The sequence below is a fragment of the Lentimicrobium sp. L6 genome (assembly GCF_013166655.1).
Taxonomy (GTDB): domain Bacteria; phylum Bacteroidota; class Bacteroidia; order Bacteroidales; family UBA12170; genus UBA12170.
On the sequence record NZ_JABKCA010000046.1, the window covers coordinates 14,652 to 31,858 of the forward strand.

Sequence of the window (17,207 nt, forward strand, 5' to 3'; positions counted from 1 at the left end):
TATGGATACAGAACAACATAACGAACAAATATCTAGACTTAAAGAGGAAAATGATTATTTGATGAAACAATTAGAAAAGACCAATGAGAAGCTCAAAGAATCTGATGCTTTCAAAAGTCATTTCATCTCCAATATCACCAATGAAATCATTAATCCATTTGCATCCATATTAGGTATATCAAAAAATATAAGCCTTCTCGACGAAAAAAGATTAAGCCAGATACATAGCATGTCAAACCTTATTTATAATGAAGCTTTTGACCTTGATTTTCAATTGCAAAATATTTTTTCCGCTGCTAAAATAGAATCTGGCGAAATGAATATGGAATTATCCTCAATAAATCCAACGGAGATAGTAGAAGAAATAATAGAATCCTTAAGATTTAAATCGGAAAAGAAAAATCAATACATAGAACTTGAAATCGATAACCATCTAGCATACAACCTAGTCACTGATAAAGACAAATTTCAAATCATAATTAAAAACTTAATTTCCAATGCCATTATATTTGGTTATGAAAAAACCAAAATTAGTGTAACTATGAAACAAGTTGAAGAAAAGTTAATGGTACAAATTTCCAATATAGGCGACCAAATGGATGAAGAGGAATTGAATCTCATTTTCGATAGGTTCACTAAATTAGACAAAACCATCAACAGCATAAATCAAGGGCATGGCTTAGGCCTTAGTGTGACTAAAGCGTATCTTGAATTTTTAGAGGGCGAAATAGAAGTCTATAGCAATGAAACCGAAGGTAATGTGTTTAAAATATTTATCAGTGCTATTGCTAACGACGAAGATACTTTGATTAGAGAGGACGATTTATTTATTGATGATTCAGAACTTTTTTAATGGGAGATCAGTCAAAAATATTCATCTATCCAGGAAAGCTTTTCGCATCGAAAAGCCCCATCCTCCTATCCACTATTTTGGGGTCTTGTGTAGCAGTTTGCTTATACGATGACGTGAAAAAAATAGGTGGAATGAATCATTATATGCTGCCTCTTTGGAATGGAGAAGGCTTAGCATCTCCCAAATATGGGAATGTAGCTATAGAAGCATTAATTACAAAAATGTTATTCTTTGGATGCAAAAAAAGAAATATAAAAGCCAAGGTTTTTGGTGGAGCAAGCGTTATCAAAACCAACCACGATTTATATAATATTGGAGAGAGAAACATACAATTAGCAGAACATATTCTAGAAAAAGAAAATATAAAGATAGTAGCCAAGTCTGTAGGGGGATTTCATGGGCGGAAAATATTAATGAGTACCGATAATTTTCAGGTAAGACAGAAATACATCGAAAAGAAAAACTTTTAAGATGAACTATTCAAAAACCATAAAAGTATTGATAGTAGACGATTCTATAAGCATTAGAAATCTATTGGAATCCTACCTCTCTCATGACCCTAAAATTGAAGTCATTGGCAAAGCAGCAGATCCATATCAAGCTGCAGAAATGATTAAAAAACAAATTCCAGATGTCATTACATTAGATATTGAAATGCCGAGAATGGATGGACTTACTTTTTTAAAAAAAATCATGACTCAACACCCAATTCCCGTTATTATAGTATCCAGCTTAACAAGTAAAGGTGCTAAAGCAACTATTAAGGCTTTAGAATATGGAGCTGTAGAAATTCTTCAGAAACCTATTCAATATGGGAATACCAAAGAGGAAACCATTCATTATTTAACTACTAAAATTAAAGTAGCCCATTTTGCCAGAGTAAAATCTCGTAAATCAAAATCTTACGATGTGCTTCCTAAACTTTCTGCGGATGCCATATTGAAGAAAAAATCCTTCTATATCAACCAATCTACTACTGATAAAGTGGTGGCTATAGGAGCCAGTACAGGAGGAACGGAAGCCATATTAGAAGTTATAAAAACACTAGACACCAATACAACAGGTATTGTTATTGTTCAACATATTCCAGCACATTTTACTAAAGCATTTGCAAACAGACTTAACGAAATTTGTCCTTTATTTGTAAAAGAAGCGGAGAATGGCGATTTTATCAGAAATGGTTTAGTTTTAATTTCTCCAGGCGATAAACACATGGTAGTAGAACACATGGCTGGTAGAAATAAAGTGAGGTTAATGGATGGCCCACCGGTAAATAGGCACAGGCCATCGGTGGATGTATTATTTCGTTCCATGGCTAACAAAATAGGACATAAAGGATTGGGAGTTTTACTAACAGGCATGGGTGATGATGGGGCACAAGGTCTTTTAGAAATGAAAGAATCAGGAGCGCAAACCATTGCACAAGACGAAAAATCATGTGTGGTTTATGGTATGCCACGAGAAGCCGTAAAGCGGAATGCCCAATTATATAGCATGAACCTAGTATCTATAGCAGAATTTATAAAGAAATTCAGATAGTGAACACTAAGAAAAAAATATTAATTATTGAGGATGACCCTAATATCATTGCATTTTACAAAAGTGCATTGAAGGAAAAATACGCCTTGATGATAGCAAAGAATGGGAAAATCGGCCTCACTAAAGCCTGGGCCAATAGCTTCGACTTGATACTCCTCGACATTGAATTGGGAGACATTAGTGGCATCACCATTTGTGGGAAACTAAAAAAGCATCCAAGCACTAACTTAGTGCCTATTATTATTGTTTCTGCCATTGAAAAAGTGGAAAGCACTATTGAGTCATTTAATAGCGGAGCTTCCGATTTCATCAAAAAACCTTTCCATCCAGAAGAACTCATCAAGAGAATCGAAGTCCATTTAAAGATGAACGAGATGAATCTCAGGCTAAGAAACCAAGCAATGGCCACTCGTAAATCAAAAACGGAATTCTCTCAATTTATCTCCTCCTTGGCTCATGAGCTCAGAAGCCCATTGAACTCTATCATAGGTTTTTCAGAAATATTAAAGGACCCCAAATTAAACCAAGAAGACAAAAACAACTTCCTACGTTTCATTAATCAAGGAGGTCAAAACCTTTTAGGCTTACTCAACGATTTAATTGATTACTCTAAAATAGAAGCAGAAAATCTAAGTGTTCATTTTAGTAAGGTAGACCTAAATAAAGAACTGAAGGAAATGACTAATCATTTCATAGATGATATGCACAAGCATGGACACATTGATAAAGAACTAATATTCAATCCAATAAAAACAGAGGGCTCTGTTTTTATTTATACTGACATTGTTCGTTTTCTGCAAATCATTAAAAACTTTATCGAAAATGCCATTAAATATACAGCTGAGGATGGCTGTATAGAAATTGGTTTCAAATTAGAAAAGAATAATGAAATCAAAGTTTTTGTGACAGATGATGGCATAGGCATGAGCTCTGAGGAACTAGAAAGTCTATTTAGCATGGATAGCTATAGTGGAGGACTGATTCAAATTAAAAAGTCTGGAAAAGGTTTGGGAATGGCTGTTTCTTATAAACTTAGTGAACTTATTGGTGGTAGAATTGATGTTCAAAGTACAGAGGGTTTAGGTAGTACTTTTAGTATCATCCTTCCACTCAACTTTATGGATGAGGAAAAAATAAACCAGATACAACAAGTTCAAAGCTATGACTGGAGTAATAAACTCATCTTAATTGCTGAAGATGTTATGGTGAATTATCTGTTTTATGTGGCGCTATTAAAGAAAACCAATGTAAAACTCATTCATGCTAAAAATGGCTTGGAGGTTTTAGATTTATTAGAAGAATATTCTCCTGACCTCATTTTAATGGATATGGTGATGCCTAAAATGGATGGATTGGAAGCTACTTTACAAGTAAGAAAGTATTATCCTATTATTCCAATTATTGCACAGAGTTCCATTGCGAGTAGAGAGGACAAGGAAAACATTTATAAGGCCGGCTGTAATGATATTATTACTAAGCCTATTAAACCACAAATTTTATTGGATAAGATCAATCGGTTTTTTGAATAGAGATTGGTATAAATCAGTTCATTTCGGTTACTTTAATAATTATTCTATTTCTCTAAACGTGCCCTAAGGGGCTTGTAAAGTCTAATTTCAAATGGCCGAAGTTTAGGGAAGCTGACAGTATAATCACAATTTCGCTAAAAAAACATAAATTCTATTTATAATTCTGAAATTGAATTAATTTCGCCTATCAAAACTTTTTTCAATAATGAATATGCGAAAAATCATTATTTTTATTTCTTTCCTAATCATAGGAGCTACTAGCTTTGCCCAGGTGAATACCCAGCGGTTTTTAGCTATGGGGCGAACCGACCTATTCAACGATAATTATTCGGAATCCATAAAAAACTTAACTACGGCTATTAAAGCTGAACCTGACAAGTTTGAGCCCTACTTTTTTAGAGGGTTAGCTAAATATAGCTTGGGTGATTACGAAGGTGCCATTTCTGATTTCACTAAATCTATAGAAATTAATCCCTATTTCAGTTATAATTACCAATACAGAGGAATTTCAAAATCACAGCTCAACAAATTCCATGAAGCTCTAAAAGATTTTGCCCTAGCCATTCACCGTGGACCCAATAACTCCGATGTATTTGTGAATAGAGGAACCACCAAAATCCAGCTCGACATGTACGAGAATTCTCTACATGATTTTGATACCGCTATTATCCTGGATAAGAAAAATGAGTTGGCTTATATCAATAAATCATATGCCTTATATAAACTGGAGCAGCATGATGCAGCTTTAGACCAAATAAATAAAGCCATTCGCCTTAACTATTTAAACAAAACGGCCTACCAAAGACGTGGAATGCTCAAGTTTGAAATGGAGAAATATGAGGACGCCATATTCGATTTAGAACTGGCCATGAAATTAGATGATGAAGACCCCATACTCTATTTCTTTAGAGCCCTAGGTAGATATAACTTAGGTGATACTATAGGAACATATGCTGATTATGAAAAAGTTTTAGAATTGGATCCCAATAATGCCCTAACTTATTATAACCGATCTATTTTAAAAACGGAGCAAAAGGATTATAAAGGAGCTATTAAAGATTTGAATAAGGTGGTGCAGATCAATAAGAGTAATATTTATGGCTGGTATAATCGAGGTGTAGTGAAATACATGTCTGAGAATTACAAAAGTGCCGAACGTGACTTCACTAAAGCCATTGGCTTATTTCCAGACTTTGCTCAAGCTTATTTAAATCGTTCTGCAGCACGTCATGAGATGAATGATGAAAAAGGTGCTTATGCAGATATGGAATCAGCCAAAGAAATAAAAGAGCGTTTTAATAATATGCCTCCTGATAGTATTCCCCTCATGTATAAGGACAGTATAGAATTTACCAAGCTTATTGCTTTTGAGAGTGATTTTAATAATGCAAATGCAGAGGATGGTTATCTACAATTTAAGAATGTATACGTGGAATTGGAATCTAATTTTGTGATTTCTATGTTAGCAAGTGACGAAGATACTTATATCGAAGCCAAAAGAAAACAATATTATATCAAAGAGATCGTGGAGTATAATCAATCGAAACTAGCTGATCACAAATTGGCATTTGGTTTGACTAAAGAAATAAACGAATTAAGTCCAAAAAAATCAGCGGAGATTCTAGCGAGAATGGATTCTACGCTACAAGATAATCCCAATAATCCATTTAACTATCTCTATATAGGAATTCTAAATGAAAGACTTGGGAATTTTGAAGAAGCAGAACGTAGCTATCAATATGCGGTCAAATTGGATCCTACTTTTGGGTTTGCCTATTTAAACTTGGCCAATGTGGTGTATCTCAATATCATGAAAAATCATGAACGAAATATAGAGGCGAAACCCAATATTACTCGACAGGACATAGAAGATATAGAAGAAAAGGAAGAGGTTTATGATATTCCACAGCTAAAAGAAGCCATTAATTATTATAATCAAGCTTTGCAAATCTATCCCAATTTAGGTTTTCTTTATTATAATAGAGGCAACTTACAAAACAAGATGCAAAACTATATGGAAGCCATTGATGATTATAATAATGCCATTAAGCATCAACCTGATATGGCTGAGGCCTATTATAATAAAGGATTAACTTTGCTCCTTCTTAAGGACAATGAAAACGCCTGCCCTAACTTGAGTAAGGCTGGTGAATTGGGAATTAGTTCTTCCTATAATTTAATTAAAAGATATTGCACAAAAAATTAAGATCATGGATAAGTTATTTCAAATTATTAAAGAAAGTAAGAGAGTAAAAACCGTTGTAAGTTTGAATGAGTTAAGCCAACACCGTTGGAGCCCTCGTTCTTTTGATGAAAAAGAAGTAGAGATGGAAAAACTGATGAGTATGATGGAAGCAGGCAGATGGTCGGCTTCAGCATTTAATGAGCAACCTTGGAGATTCATCATTGGTTTCAAAGGTGATGATACTTTCAATAAGATGGTAGATACCATGGTGGAATTCAATCAAAACTGGGCGAAAAATGCTCCTGTACTTATTTTGAACATCTGTAAAAACAATTTCACACACAATAATACTATAAATGACATGGCTAAATACGATGTAGGACAAGCTGTTGCCTCCTATTGCTTAGAAGCCGTTCATCAAGGGTTGACAACTCATCAAATGTCGGGATTCGATGCGAAAAAAGCAGATGAAAGATTTAATTTGGGAGAAGCATTTAGTAGCTTGAGTATAACTGCCCTAGGCTATTTAGGAAAGCCAGATGCTTTACCTGAGGAACTCTTTAAAGTTGAATTACAAAACAGAATGAGAAACCAAATGGAGAAAGTGGTTTTTACTGACGAACTCAACAAAACTCCATTTACTCTTTAAAACTATTTTCATGAAATTTCATTATTCCAGCTTATTTATATCGCTATTCGCATTTGTCATATTAGCCTCCTCTTGTGATTCTTCATCGACTAGTCAGGAAAAGGAAAGTAAAAAAACGGAGGAGGTCAAGAATGTAGTGATTCCTATATTTAATGCTGATTCTGCGTATAAATTTGTAGCGGAGCAAGTGGCTTTTGGTCCACGAGTACCTAATACAAAAGAACATATTGCAGGTGGACTTTATTTGGAGAAAACCCTCAAACGTTTCACTCCTGATGTTTTGGTTCAAGAGTTTCAAGCCAGAGCTTATAATGGTACAGTGTTGAATGGGAAAAACTTCATAGCACAGTTCAATAAAGAAAAAAGCAAGAGAGTTTTATTGGCAGCCCATTGGGATAGTCGCCCCTATGCCGATCACGATCCAGATGAAGCCAATTATCACACGGCCATAGATGGAGCTAACGATGGAGCTAGTGGAGTTGGCGTTTTAATGGAATTGGCACGTCTAATGTCTAAGCAAGCCCCCGATGTGGGAGTTGATATCGTTTTCTTCGATTTGGAAGATTATGGAATGCCAAGATTTGCCGGTGATGGGGATAATGAATCTTGGGCTTTGGGATCTCAACATTGGGCCAATAATCCAATGCCAGTAGGCTATAATGCCAATTTCGGAATCTTATTGGATATGGTAGGCGCTCAAGGCATCATCTTTAAAATGGAACATTATAGCATGTATTATGCTCCACATATCGTGAAAAAAGTATGGAAACAAGCTAGCTTATTAGGCTATGATTCTATTTTTCTTTTTGAAGAAGGTGGTTATGTCATGGATGATCACATCCCCGTAAATCAAGTTATGGGAATCCCAATGATTGATATTATCCATTATCATGAATCCAGCGAATCCACATTTTTCCCTCACTGGCACACCGTAAACGACAATATGGATGCCATTGACAAAAGTAGCCTAAGAATTGTTGGTGAGACTGTAACTTCTGTGGTTTATTATGAATAAATGATAACATGTTAAATTTAAAAAACGCAAGTCATTGGACTCGCGTTTTTTTTGTGTGTTTAGGTCTTTTTGCTTTGTGAACAGCTATTTTATCTCAAACACAAAGAAACTCATAGTAGCTTACAACATCTCATTGGCCAAATTAGCCAAATCACTACGTTCCCCTTTTTCCAGTTGAACATGAGAATAGAGCGGATGTCCTTGGATTTTATCAATCAGATAAGATAAGCCATTACTTTGACTATCTAGATATGGTGTATCTATTTGGTAGATATCACCAGTGAAAACGATTTTTGTTCCCTCTCCTGCCCTAGTGATTACCGTTTTAACCTCATGGGGAGTTAAGTTCTGGGCTTCATCTACAATAAAGAATACATTAGAAATACTTCTACCTCGGATATAAGCCAAAGGAGAAATGACTATTTTCTCATTTTCCATGGCCGCTTTTATATTCTGATATTCTTTATCCCTTTCTGAATATTGATTTCTAATGAATTTCAAATTATCATAAAGGGGTTCCATATATGGTGTAATCTTCTCTTTGGCATCGCCCGGAAGAAAACCAATATCCTTATTACTTAATGGAACTATGGGACGACTTAGGAAGATTTGTTTGAAATCTCTTCTTTGCTCCAATGCTCCTGCCAATGCAAGAAGAGTTTTTCCAGTTCCGGCTATTCCTTGCAAACTCACTAATTTTACTTCCGGATTTAATAAGGCATGAAGCGCAAAAACCTGTTCCGCATTTCGTGGCATAATACGATGAATGGCCTGTTTGTCTATACGCTCTATTCTATCTAAAGTGGGATTATAATACCCCAATACTGAGCTCTTATTACTCTTAAGAATAAAGTACTGATGTGGCTTGATATTTTCAAAGTCTAAATCTTGCCGATCGCAGTATCCGTTTTGATAGATTAAATCGATAACTGCACTATCCACATTATCTACTCTAGCTTTTCCGGTATATAGATTATCTACATTCAGAATCTTTCCGGTTTGAAAATCTTCGGCAGAAATATTTAAAGCTTTTGCTTTTATCCTAAGGTTTATATCTTTAGTGACCATGATTACTGGCCTCTTTGGAAATTCATGCTGCAAAGAAATAGCTACATTCAAAATTTTATGGTCTGCCTTGTTGACTCCATAAACTTTTTCGGCATCCACATTTCCATTTGAAGACTTGGTTTCCATCACTACTTTAAATTTCCCTTTCTGGTCTCCTCCAATTTTTTGCCATTTTGTTAAAGTGCCTTTATCGGAAAGAGAATCCATAATGCGAATAAACTCTCGAGCTTGAAAATTCTTGGTATCATTTCCTTTTTTAAAATTGTCCAATTCCTCTAAAACAGTAATAGGAATAGCTACATCATTATCGTCAAAACTATTAATAGCATCGTGACTATAAAGAATTACGGAAGTATCTAATACGAATATTTTTTTGATTTTAGATTTGGCCATGGTTCTATTTTTAAGTGAATATTAGTTCGCTAGTGTGCTCTAACAACTAGCACCATTTAAAATTAAAAAAAATTTAATAGAGGGGATATAATAATTATTAGGACTTATTAACGGTAAAAAGTTCAAGTAATATCGATACTCATTATGCAAATATCATAATTACAGATATATAAAATTAGTGAAAACGGAACCTCATTTTTTTGTTTTACCAAAGTAATACTTTTTCTACAATTGTAAATGATTTCTTTTTTTGAATATTAATAAATTAAAAATGAATAATCTTTGGTAAACGTATTTATGAAAATCCTATATTTACTAATTATTAGTGAGTTATATCGTAGGGATTTAGTTCAACAATGTATAAAAAAACAACTGAAACACTAGTAAAATCAAAGCTTTTAGCCCACTTCAACTTTCTTGTATCTTGACAGGAATGTGCCGCACTTCCTGCTACTATTCCTAGCCTTTGATTAAAAGCATATGGAGACTGAATAGTAGACAAATGGGATTGAGCTTATTTTGCCTGTAATAATAAGCAAGTAAATAAGAGTTCTAATACAAGAATGGCTAGTTATGAATATCTAGATACCTTAATATTTATCCGGAATTCGGAATTCAAGCAATATCATATTATAAACAAATCTATTAAAACAATCACCAATAATGGATATAGAAAACGATCATAAGACGGAGTCAACTGATGCACAGAAGCAATCGAACGAGCTTTCATATGCAGAACTCAAACCAAAGACCAATGAAGATCTGAATGCTAAAAGACCAGCTAGACGAAAAAGGAGGCAAGCAACCGAAGAACAACTTGCCAACCCTCTACATGGGGTAAAACTGGCTCAGATATTAGAAAGTCTAGTAGAGAATTATGGCTGGGAATACCTGGCAGAGCATGTCAATATTCGCTGTTTCAAATTTAATCCTACCATGAAATCAAGCCTGGGTTTTTTAAGGAGAACGCCATGGGCTCGAGATCAAGTTAAGGAATTCTATGTAAAGATGTTGGAAGAGGATTAAACACGATGGTACGAAAGTATCATAGCTTTATTTTATAAATGAAATTCATTCTAACAATTACCCAATATGGCAGGAAGCCAGAAGTAGATTTACTACTAGCTTCTGACTCCCGACTTCGAACCATGAAACTTGTAGAAACTGAAACACCAAAGTAAATAATTTAAAAAACGAATGAGCCCTATTATTCCAAAGAAATATGCATCTTTGCTTTGACAGAATAGAATTTGTCAAAAACAATATCAAAACCAAAAAATGATTTGTACACTTTGCAGTTCTGAACTAATAAACAAAAAAGATGCATATTATTATCATTGTGATACTTGTAAAGCCTTGGTAAAAGACAAAAAGTATTACTTATCTTCCGACGAAGAAAAAGCAAGATACGAAACTCATAATAATGATGTAAATGATATTGGATATCAGAACTTCACCTTACCCATAACTAATTATGTAACGAAGAATTGCTCACCAAATCATAAGGGATTAGATTTCGGAAGTGGTACTGGCCCCGTGATTTCAAGTATGCTGAAGAAGCTAGGATTTGATATTGAGCAATATGATCCATTTTTCGCGCCCAATCCTAAGCCATTGATTCATCAATACGACTATATTTTGAGTTGTGAGGTATTTGAACATTTTCATCAGCCCAAATTAGAAATTGATAGACTTTTTTCTTTATTGAATAAGAATGGAATACTACTAATTATGACCATGTTGTATATTGAAAATATTGACTTTGGGGGATGGAATTACAGAAACGACGATACCCATGTTTTTATTTATAGAAAGGAAACTATAGAATATATTGCAGAGGAATGGAAGCTAGAAATCGATGTTCTGACTGATAGGCTTATTGTGCTAAGGAAGCTGAGAGAATGAAGATTAGAGTACAAAGTTAGGAGTAAAGAGCTGGAAGTTCAAAGTTAACAACTAGTACTTAAGCGTTGGAATAAATAAATAAATTTACTGCTTTTGAAATTAGAAATATTATACCAAGACGATTACCTAGTGGCTATCAATAAACCCAATGGTCTGCTGGTTCACCGTACCAAGATTGCAAATGACGCCACTGAATTTGCCTTACAAATATTGCGTAACCAATTAGGCAGAAAAGTATTTCCCGCTCATCGCATCGACCGTAAAACAAGTGGTATTTTATTATTCTCCTTGGATGAAAATACCGACAGCCTTATGCAACAACAATTTTCTGAAGGCAAAGTGGATAAAAGATATTTGGCCATCGTTAGAGGTTTTACACCAGATGAAGAATTAATAGATTATCCTCTGAAAAAAGAAAATGGCAAATTACAAGAAGCCATCACCAAATATAAAACTGTGGATCGTAGCGAACTTGAAATTCCATTTTCGAGGCATCCAACATCTCGTTATTCGCTTTTAAATGTGGAGCCTTTAAGTGGTAGAATGCATCAGATTAGAAAACATTTGGCTCATATTCATCATCCCATCATAGGCGACAGACCACATGGTTGCAATAAGCAGAATAAACTATTCAAAGAAAAGTGGAATATGATGAGCATGATGCTGCATGCGCGTTCGATTACATTTTTTCACCCTATCACTAATAAGAAAACCAATATTATTGCTCAACCTTCAGAAGAGTTCTTAAGGACCACTCAATTCCTTGGATTAAAAAATGATACTTTCAGAGATTTATCAAATCTATGAGCTAAGAATTTGAAATTCAGAAATAAAATCAAAAACAAGAAAACAAAAATCTGATTTATAGAAGACTAAATCGCTAGCCAATTGAAAGAAATTCCTATTTGGATAGCCACACTTTTTTTGTGATTTGCTGATGCTCTGTAATGAGTTTTATTACATAAATTCCGGAAGTCACATTATGATATTTATTAATCACTTCTTTTTCATAATCATAAGATGCTATCAACTTACCTTCAACAGTATATATAGAATATGAAAAGGTGTTGTTTTCAGAAAGTTCAAGTGTGTTTTTTATAGTTAATGCTCCTTTACTTGCAAATATCAGCCAGGTATTATCTGCTAATTTTTCTTCTATGCCAACACCCTCGGCAAACACAATTTCGAATCTGTTTTCAATTACGTTGTCAGTATTATAGAAGTTAAGTTTGGTATATTTCCTTAAATCATAATAAGAACTTGTTGTTTTGTCGTATAAATTAATTGGCTGGTCTTCCTCAAAAGAGTCTATACCATGAAATGTTAGCGAGTAGCTTTCTTGTTTTCCAAACCTGATAGACATGTCATACCTTCCTTCGATCATATTGACAGGTAAAGTATTGATGCTATAATCATTGTTCTGAAAAGAGAGCCATGCATCTGCAATCTTATCATTATTAGAGGTGAATTTTATAGCATCATAATGTCCATCATAATCTGATGTTGCTTTTTCATGAAACTTCAAAAACACTTTATCCGTCACCCCATAACTTGTTGAAGTTTCAACTACTAATTGGTTTAGTTGCTCCTTAACTTCTGGTTGATATTCATCATAAATCTTCCCTTTATTTGATTTATAATACAAATGTGAGCTATCAGCAACCCTTGAATCTGGCGTAAATGTGATATCTAAATTGGGCTCGTTTACGTGAATAAAGAAAGCTTGTCCGGCTGGGATAAACCTAGATGCTGTTCCAACTCCATTATTATAAAAGATATACTGACCATTCTCAACATCCCAATAATGTATGGCTTTATCTATTCCTAATGGTAAATTATCTTGAATCACTCCCCAATCCATTGATGCGGTATACGGATTTCCAACTAAATTATAACCTTCCCATCCAGCTCCACTTGTAAAATCTAAATTTTGAATAGTGACATCACCCGTATTCAGCTTTCCAGTTACATTGACAGTGTGACCAAAATTATCTAATAACATAAGAGCATAGCCTTTACCAGCTGATAGAATTTCGTCGGTAGTACTAATGTATGCCCAATTACCAACTGGTTCATCCCAATATTTTAAGTATTGATTCATTAAATCTCCTGATTGAAAATCAGAAACAGCAGGAGAAAACAAATGCCATATTCCATTATCTGGGATTCCACTAATCGTAGCCATATATCTCTCAACCTTTGCATCTCCAATTACTGTTCCTTCAGGAATAAAAGTTGCCGCTCCAGCCGCGTCCGATTCAATACTAAGAGTCGCTCCACTAGCAACAGTAACATCATTCGTGACTTTTAAAATATTGTCAGATGCAACAGTGAAATTAGCACCTGGTTGAATAGTTAGGGTGTTGAAAAAGTATGGGAAGCGGTAAAGAGCCCAGCTGGGTGAGTTCGCACTTCCTGAAGGAACGACTACATTGGCACCAGCATCTGGAACAAATGAAGTTCCTTTACTAGAGACGGTCCAATTTTGATAATTATCCCAGTCGGTATCATTTTGGCCATTCCAATAATAGTATTCATTATGAATACCAGGAGTAACATCATAATAATTTGTGGCGTAGGCCGTACTAATAATCCATTCGTCTAAAATCATTGAATTCTGGTCTTCTATAATATTCGCTTTCCTAACTGCATGTTTATTAATATATTCCCATTCCTTCCCTGTACCATCAGCTTTTATTACTCCATAGGTATCCAGCCTAGTATAAGCTGCTTTATTCCTTTTGTAAAGCAGTATAATGGCATCAGTGCCATTTAACCATGAAGGATCAATTCCACCATCTGATTGATTGGCAGTAAAGCCATAAGTTCTATAGAAATCAATGGCATTAGGTGCATAAATAAACTTTTCGCCTGGTTCGATGGACCCCACAAGGTTAATTCTTTGTGTATTTCTATAGAATCCTAAATAATAGCTTGTTAAATCAATGGTTTCATCACCTGCATTATAAAGCTCAACAAACCTACCTTCCGCCTCATTTACTGGGTAAGCCACTTCTGAAATCAACAACTTCCCTCCTCCTATTGTATTGGATTCGTCAATTGATACATTATCAATATACCAAGAATCGCCATCATCATTAGTCATAACAAAAGCAATATAAACACTTTGTCCATCAAATGCACTTAAGTCTATTTCTCTTAATGAATATGCAGTTGAAAATGAAGATTCTCCATAACTAGCAATGATGTTAAAATCAGAATGCAAGCTTTGAGAATTGGTGGAAATCCTTATACTATAATCACTTCCATATTCAGTAGTATAATCTTGCTTTTCAAAGAAAGATAAGGTTGAAATCGACCCAAGGGTAATTAATGGACTTACTAGCCAATCTTCAAGTATTGTTCCACCTATATTTTCCCAATATACCATGGCTCCATTTTTGTCATAACCACCATTCTTATTAATATCCCAATCATAATTTATACCTGCCCCATTAATACCTCTATATGTGATCCAGTCGGTTGGCGGGAAAGTTCCATTGTCGAAATATTCTAAAAAAGGTAGAATATAACTGTTTTTTTGCTTTGTCTGCTTATTGGCTGAATCATTTTGCATCGATATATCTGAAGATTCAGACTGAGTTTTATCATTGTCTATTTTCTGTCCAATAACATTTTGTGCATTTAAGGAGGTGAAAAAAAGTATGAAAACTAATAAATCAAATATTCGCTTAATCATAGATAGTTTGTTTTACATTCAACGCATAAATTTACATCTTAATGCAACTCTCCATCCGAACTGTTTATATATTAGACGCTTAGACTCACAACTCCATATTATGGACATTGTGCGGTTTTTGGAATATTTTGATAGAATGGCTACCTGAAGGACTTTGTCCTATTTTTGGAAAAAACAAGAGATATAAACAACCTGCTGATTTTATAATTTTAATTACCAAAACAGATTGTTTTTTCTAATATTTACCGTAGAAAAAGACTTGATTTGCTCATTAGTACTTGAACTAGATACTTATATCATTATCCTAGAAAACTAATAACTTATTAATTGATGTATGAAGGTTATTGGTTAAAATCCGATATGATTTTGGTTAAACCTAATTACCATTTTTCTTAAGTTCCTGAAATATCAATTCTTTCATCTCATTAAACTCATCGAGCTTAAAAAGACGTGTTAAAGCTATAATTTCGCCCTTTTTATTGATGATGATGTTTCTGGTAACTCCTGCTCCTTCTTGGGCATATTGATGAAATATGGAACCATCCTCATCATATCCTAAAGGATAAGTAATTTTCATATCCTTACCGAATTTGTTTACTGTTTCTGGACTTTCTTTAAAATCCATCCCTATGACCATAAAATCATCATTTTTTAATTTTTGCCAAATGTCTTTCTCTATAAATGGCATTTCCTTACGACAAACACTACACCAACTGGCTGTGAATTGCAGCATGATTACTTTATCTCTATTTTCAGATAATTTAAATGTAGTCCCATCACTTAGTGTAGTTTCAAAATTGGGAGCCATATCCCCTACCTTTACTATGTATTGATGCTCGTAAACTTTTTGTGCTTGTGAACTGAAAACAAAAAGGGATACAATAATTAGAAGGATGGTTTGTGTTGATCTAGTCATTACTTTCTGGTTTAGAATCCTCTAATCTTTTTCTTCTCGCATTTTCTTATGATTTTCGATAAATTCGGGTAATTGTTCACTAACCAATCGTTTTGCAATAATCTTCTTGTTTTTATCTAAAACCACAATAACTGGCGTTGTAAAAATATTATAGAGTTCATGATAATCTGTGGTATAGGATCTAGGTCCATTCACATTAATAAAATTCATCTTCTTCTCACGTATATACTTTTTCATATCTGCTAAATTTGAATCTGCGCAAACAGTATATACTTCAACATCCAATTTCTCAGCGTATTCATTATAGAATTCTACCAATTTTGGAGATTCCTTTTTACAATGCCCACATTGTGGATCCCAGAAATAAATAATGGTATACTCATTTTTAATATCGAAAAGACTCTGGGGTTGTAGATTGGTATCTTGCATTATCATATTCTTTGCCAAATTACCAATTAAAACCACTCTCCTTTTATCGGATTCTTCAACAATGTTTTTAATCACATCTTCGTGCAACCAAGGTGCTTTGCCTTTAGAAAAGTAATTATCGGAAAGATAAACTAAAATAGCATCATGCCCCATTATTTGACTCTCGTCAAACTTTACTGTTAAGTGCCAAAGTGTAAACTTATACAAATCGCCTGTTTCGTTCATTTGAGACAAAAGATGATCGATTTCATAAATAATACTATCTGCATCTTTACTTACCACTTTATCAAAATAAGTATCTAATTTTTTATGAAAGACTGGTGTTCTGATTAATCTATCATCACCTAAATCAACTGCATCCCAATAATGAGCTTTATAATAACGGAAAGGATAAGAAGAATCTTTACTTCCATCGGGTAATGTTAATAAAGTGTCAGGAAAAGAAGCTTCTTTAATCAAACCAAAAAACTTAGCCAAAAAAGTTTGAGGATGATCCTTTATCAGGTTCTCTTTATAATCATTCATTTCGGTGTTAATCACCTGAATTTGGTCACGAATTATCTGAGTGGAATCAGAACCTTTTTCCAATGCTCTTAGACGAGCATTTAATGGTTGTAATTTTTCGTATAGTTGAGACGAGTATTTCAAGTAGTCATAAAACAATACATTTTCAGCACTGTTGGTCACTTCCATATTTGCGATATAGTCTGGTCCATTGCTCTCCAACTTTAGGTCTCTACTATCAGAAACTAAGAACTCTAAAATGCTTTTCTTAGACTGATCGACCACAATATATAGTCCACCATCAAGTTTTTCATCTTTCTGAAAAACAAAACTTCCTTTGCCTTTTACATAGGCAGTATCGGCCAAATAGGTTTTATCGCCATAATAATTGGCAAGATAGAGAACAGAATCAGCTTTTTCTTTAAGTTTTACTTCAAATTTATATTTGTAATTGACTTGGGATAAACCCAAAAAAGAGATACTTATCAATGCAATTAATAAACTTATGTGTTTCATACTATT

At 34.1% G+C, this 17,207-nt stretch carries 14 protein-coding genes; 10 read left to right on the forward strand and 4 right to left on the reverse strand.

Going from position 1 to position 17,207, the window contains the following annotated elements; genetic code table 11:
• Nucleotide 1: 1 nt before the first annotated feature.
• From HNS38_RS12350 to HNS38_RS12380, 7 genes are all read left to right on the forward strand, one after another.
• Nucleotides 2-853 (forward strand): sensor histidine kinase KdpD, encoded by an 852-nt coding sequence (locus HNS38_RS12350; RefSeq protein WP_172279825.1) that lies wholly within the window; start codon nucleotides 2-4, stop codon nucleotides 851-853.
• Complete coding sequence (locus HNS38_RS12355; RefSeq protein ID WP_172279827.1) at nucleotides 853-1,323, forward strand: chemotaxis protein CheD; 471 nt, start codon at nucleotides 853-855, stop codon at nucleotides 1,321-1,323. Before HNS38_RS12350 ends, HNS38_RS12355 begins: the two co-directional genes overlap by 1 nt.
• 1 nt (nucleotide 1,324) lies before the next feature.
• Nucleotides 1,325-2,392 carry a chemotaxis response regulator protein-glutamate methylesterase gene (locus HNS38_RS12360; RefSeq protein ID WP_172279829.1) on the forward strand — a complete coding sequence of 356 codons (1,068 nt, stop codon included), beginning with the start codon at nucleotides 1,325-1,327 and terminating at the stop codon, nucleotides 2,390-2,392.
• On the forward strand, nucleotides 2,392-3,921 hold the full coding sequence (locus tag HNS38_RS12365) for a response regulator (RefSeq protein WP_172279831.1): 1,530 nt from the start codon (nucleotides 2,392-2,394) through the stop codon (nucleotides 3,919-3,921). The genes HNS38_RS12360 and HNS38_RS12365 overlap by 1 nt, the downstream gene beginning before the upstream one ends.
• A gap of 205 nt (nucleotides 3,922-4,126) precedes the next feature.
• Complete coding sequence (locus tag HNS38_RS12370; protein ID WP_172279833.1) at nucleotides 4,127-6,127, forward strand: tetratricopeptide repeat protein; 2,001 nt, start codon at nucleotides 4,127-4,129, stop codon at nucleotides 6,125-6,127.
• Nucleotides 6,128-6,131: 4 nt separating this feature from the next.
• The gene (locus HNS38_RS12375; RefSeq protein ID WP_172279835.1) at nucleotides 6,132-6,755 is read left to right on the forward strand and encodes a nitroreductase family protein; all 624 of its coding nucleotides are present in this window, start codon (nucleotides 6,132-6,134) and stop codon (nucleotides 6,753-6,755) included.
• Nucleotides 6,756-6,765: 10 nt separating this feature from the next.
• A complete protein-coding gene (locus HNS38_RS12380; protein WP_172279837.1) occupies nucleotides 6,766-7,770 on the forward strand; it encodes a M28 family peptidase in 1,005 nt (334 codons plus the stop codon).
• 120 nt (nucleotides 7,771-7,890) lie between these two features.
• Here the strand turns inward: HNS38_RS12380 and HNS38_RS12385 are convergent, their stop codons facing one another.
• Nucleotides 7,891-9,231 carry a PhoH family protein gene (locus HNS38_RS12385; protein WP_172279839.1) on the reverse strand — a complete coding sequence of 447 codons (1,341 nt, stop codon included), beginning with the start codon at nucleotides 9,229-9,231 and terminating at the stop codon, nucleotides 7,891-7,893.
• Between the two features lie 663 nt (nucleotides 9,232-9,894).
• On the opposite strand from HNS38_RS12385, the gene HNS38_RS12390 reads away from it, so the two are divergent.
• The 3 genes from HNS38_RS12390 (at nucleotide 9,895) to HNS38_RS12400 (ending at nucleotide 11,943) form a co-directional block, all read left to right on the forward strand.
• Nucleotides 9,895-10,257, forward strand: a complete 363-nt coding sequence (locus HNS38_RS12390; protein ID WP_172279841.1) for a VF530 family DNA-binding protein — start codon at nucleotides 9,895-9,897, stop codon at nucleotides 10,255-10,257.
• Between the two features lie 252 nt (nucleotides 10,258-10,509).
• Nucleotides 10,510-11,136, forward strand: coding sequence for a class I SAM-dependent methyltransferase (locus HNS38_RS12395; protein ID WP_172279843.1), 627 nt, complete (start codon nucleotides 10,510-10,512; stop codon nucleotides 11,134-11,136).
• 93 nt (nucleotides 11,137-11,229) lie between these two features.
• Nucleotides 11,230-11,943 (forward strand): pseudouridine synthase, encoded by a 714-nt coding sequence (locus tag HNS38_RS12400; protein WP_216663712.1) that lies wholly within the window; start codon nucleotides 11,230-11,232, stop codon nucleotides 11,941-11,943.
• A gap of 94 nt (nucleotides 11,944-12,037) precedes the next feature.
• Here the strand turns inward: HNS38_RS12400 and HNS38_RS12405 are convergent, their stop codons facing one another.
• The 3 genes from HNS38_RS12405 to HNS38_RS12415 all read right to left on the reverse strand — a co-directional run bounded on the left by HNS38_RS12405 (nucleotide 12,038) and on the right by HNS38_RS12415 (nucleotide 17,201).
• Entirely contained in the window at nucleotides 12,038-14,836 is a 2,799-nt protein-coding gene (locus HNS38_RS12405; protein WP_172279845.1) for a T9SS-dependent choice-of-anchor J family protein, read from the reverse strand.
• A gap of 376 nt (nucleotides 14,837-15,212) precedes the next feature.
• Nucleotides 15,213-15,752 carry a peroxiredoxin gene (locus tag HNS38_RS12410; RefSeq protein ID WP_172279847.1) on the reverse strand — a complete coding sequence of 180 codons (540 nt, stop codon included), beginning with the start codon at nucleotides 15,750-15,752 and terminating at the stop codon, nucleotides 15,213-15,215.
• Between the two features lie 21 nt (nucleotides 15,753-15,773).
• A complete protein-coding gene (locus HNS38_RS12415) occupies nucleotides 15,774-17,201 on the reverse strand; it encodes a TlpA family protein disulfide reductase (protein ID WP_172279849.1) in 1,428 nt (475 codons plus the stop codon).
• Nucleotides 17,202-17,207: the final 6 nt, after the last annotated feature.

What these genes read in the sequence shown, in the direction of transcription:
- HNS38_RS12350 (WP_172279825.1), top strand. Translation starts at nt 2, where the DNA reads ATGGATACAGAACAACATAACGAACAAATATCTAGACTTAAAGAGGAA.
- HNS38_RS12355 (WP_172279827.1), top strand. Translation starts at nt 853, where the DNA reads ATGGGAGATCAGTCAAAAATATTCATCTATCCAGGAAAGCTTTTCGCA.
- HNS38_RS12360 (WP_172279829.1), top strand. Translation starts at nt 1,325, where the DNA reads ATGAACTATTCAAAAACCATAAAAGTATTGATAGTAGACGATTCTATA.
- HNS38_RS12370 (WP_172279833.1), top strand. Translation starts at nt 4,127, where the DNA reads ATGAATATGCGAAAAATCATTATTTTTATTTCTTTCCTAATCATAGGA.
- HNS38_RS12375 (WP_172279835.1), top strand. Translation starts at nt 6,132, where the DNA reads ATGGATAAGTTATTTCAAATTATTAAAGAAAGTAAGAGAGTAAAAACC.
- HNS38_RS12380 (WP_172279837.1), top strand. Translation starts at nt 6,766, where the DNA reads ATGAAATTTCATTATTCCAGCTTATTTATATCGCTATTCGCATTTGTC.
- HNS38_RS12385 (WP_172279839.1), bottom strand. Translation starts at nt 9,231, where the DNA reads ATGGCCAAATCTAAAATCAAAAAAATATTCGTATTAGATACTTCCGTA.
- HNS38_RS12390 (WP_172279841.1), top strand. Translation starts at nt 9,895, where the DNA reads ATGGATATAGAAAACGATCATAAGACGGAGTCAACTGATGCACAGAAG.
- HNS38_RS12395 (WP_172279843.1), top strand. Translation starts at nt 10,510, where the DNA reads ATGATTTGTACACTTTGCAGTTCTGAACTAATAAACAAAAAAGATGCA.
- HNS38_RS12405 (WP_172279845.1), bottom strand. Translation starts at nt 14,836, where the DNA reads ATGATTAAGCGAATATTTGATTTATTAGTTTTCATACTTTTTTTCACC.
- HNS38_RS12410 (WP_172279847.1), bottom strand. Translation starts at nt 15,752, where the DNA reads ATGACTAGATCAACACAAACCATCCTTCTAATTATTGTATCCCTTTTT.
- HNS38_RS12415 (WP_172279849.1), bottom strand. Translation starts at nt 17,201, where the DNA reads ATGAAACACATAAGTTTATTAATTGCATTGATAAGTATCTCTTTTTTG.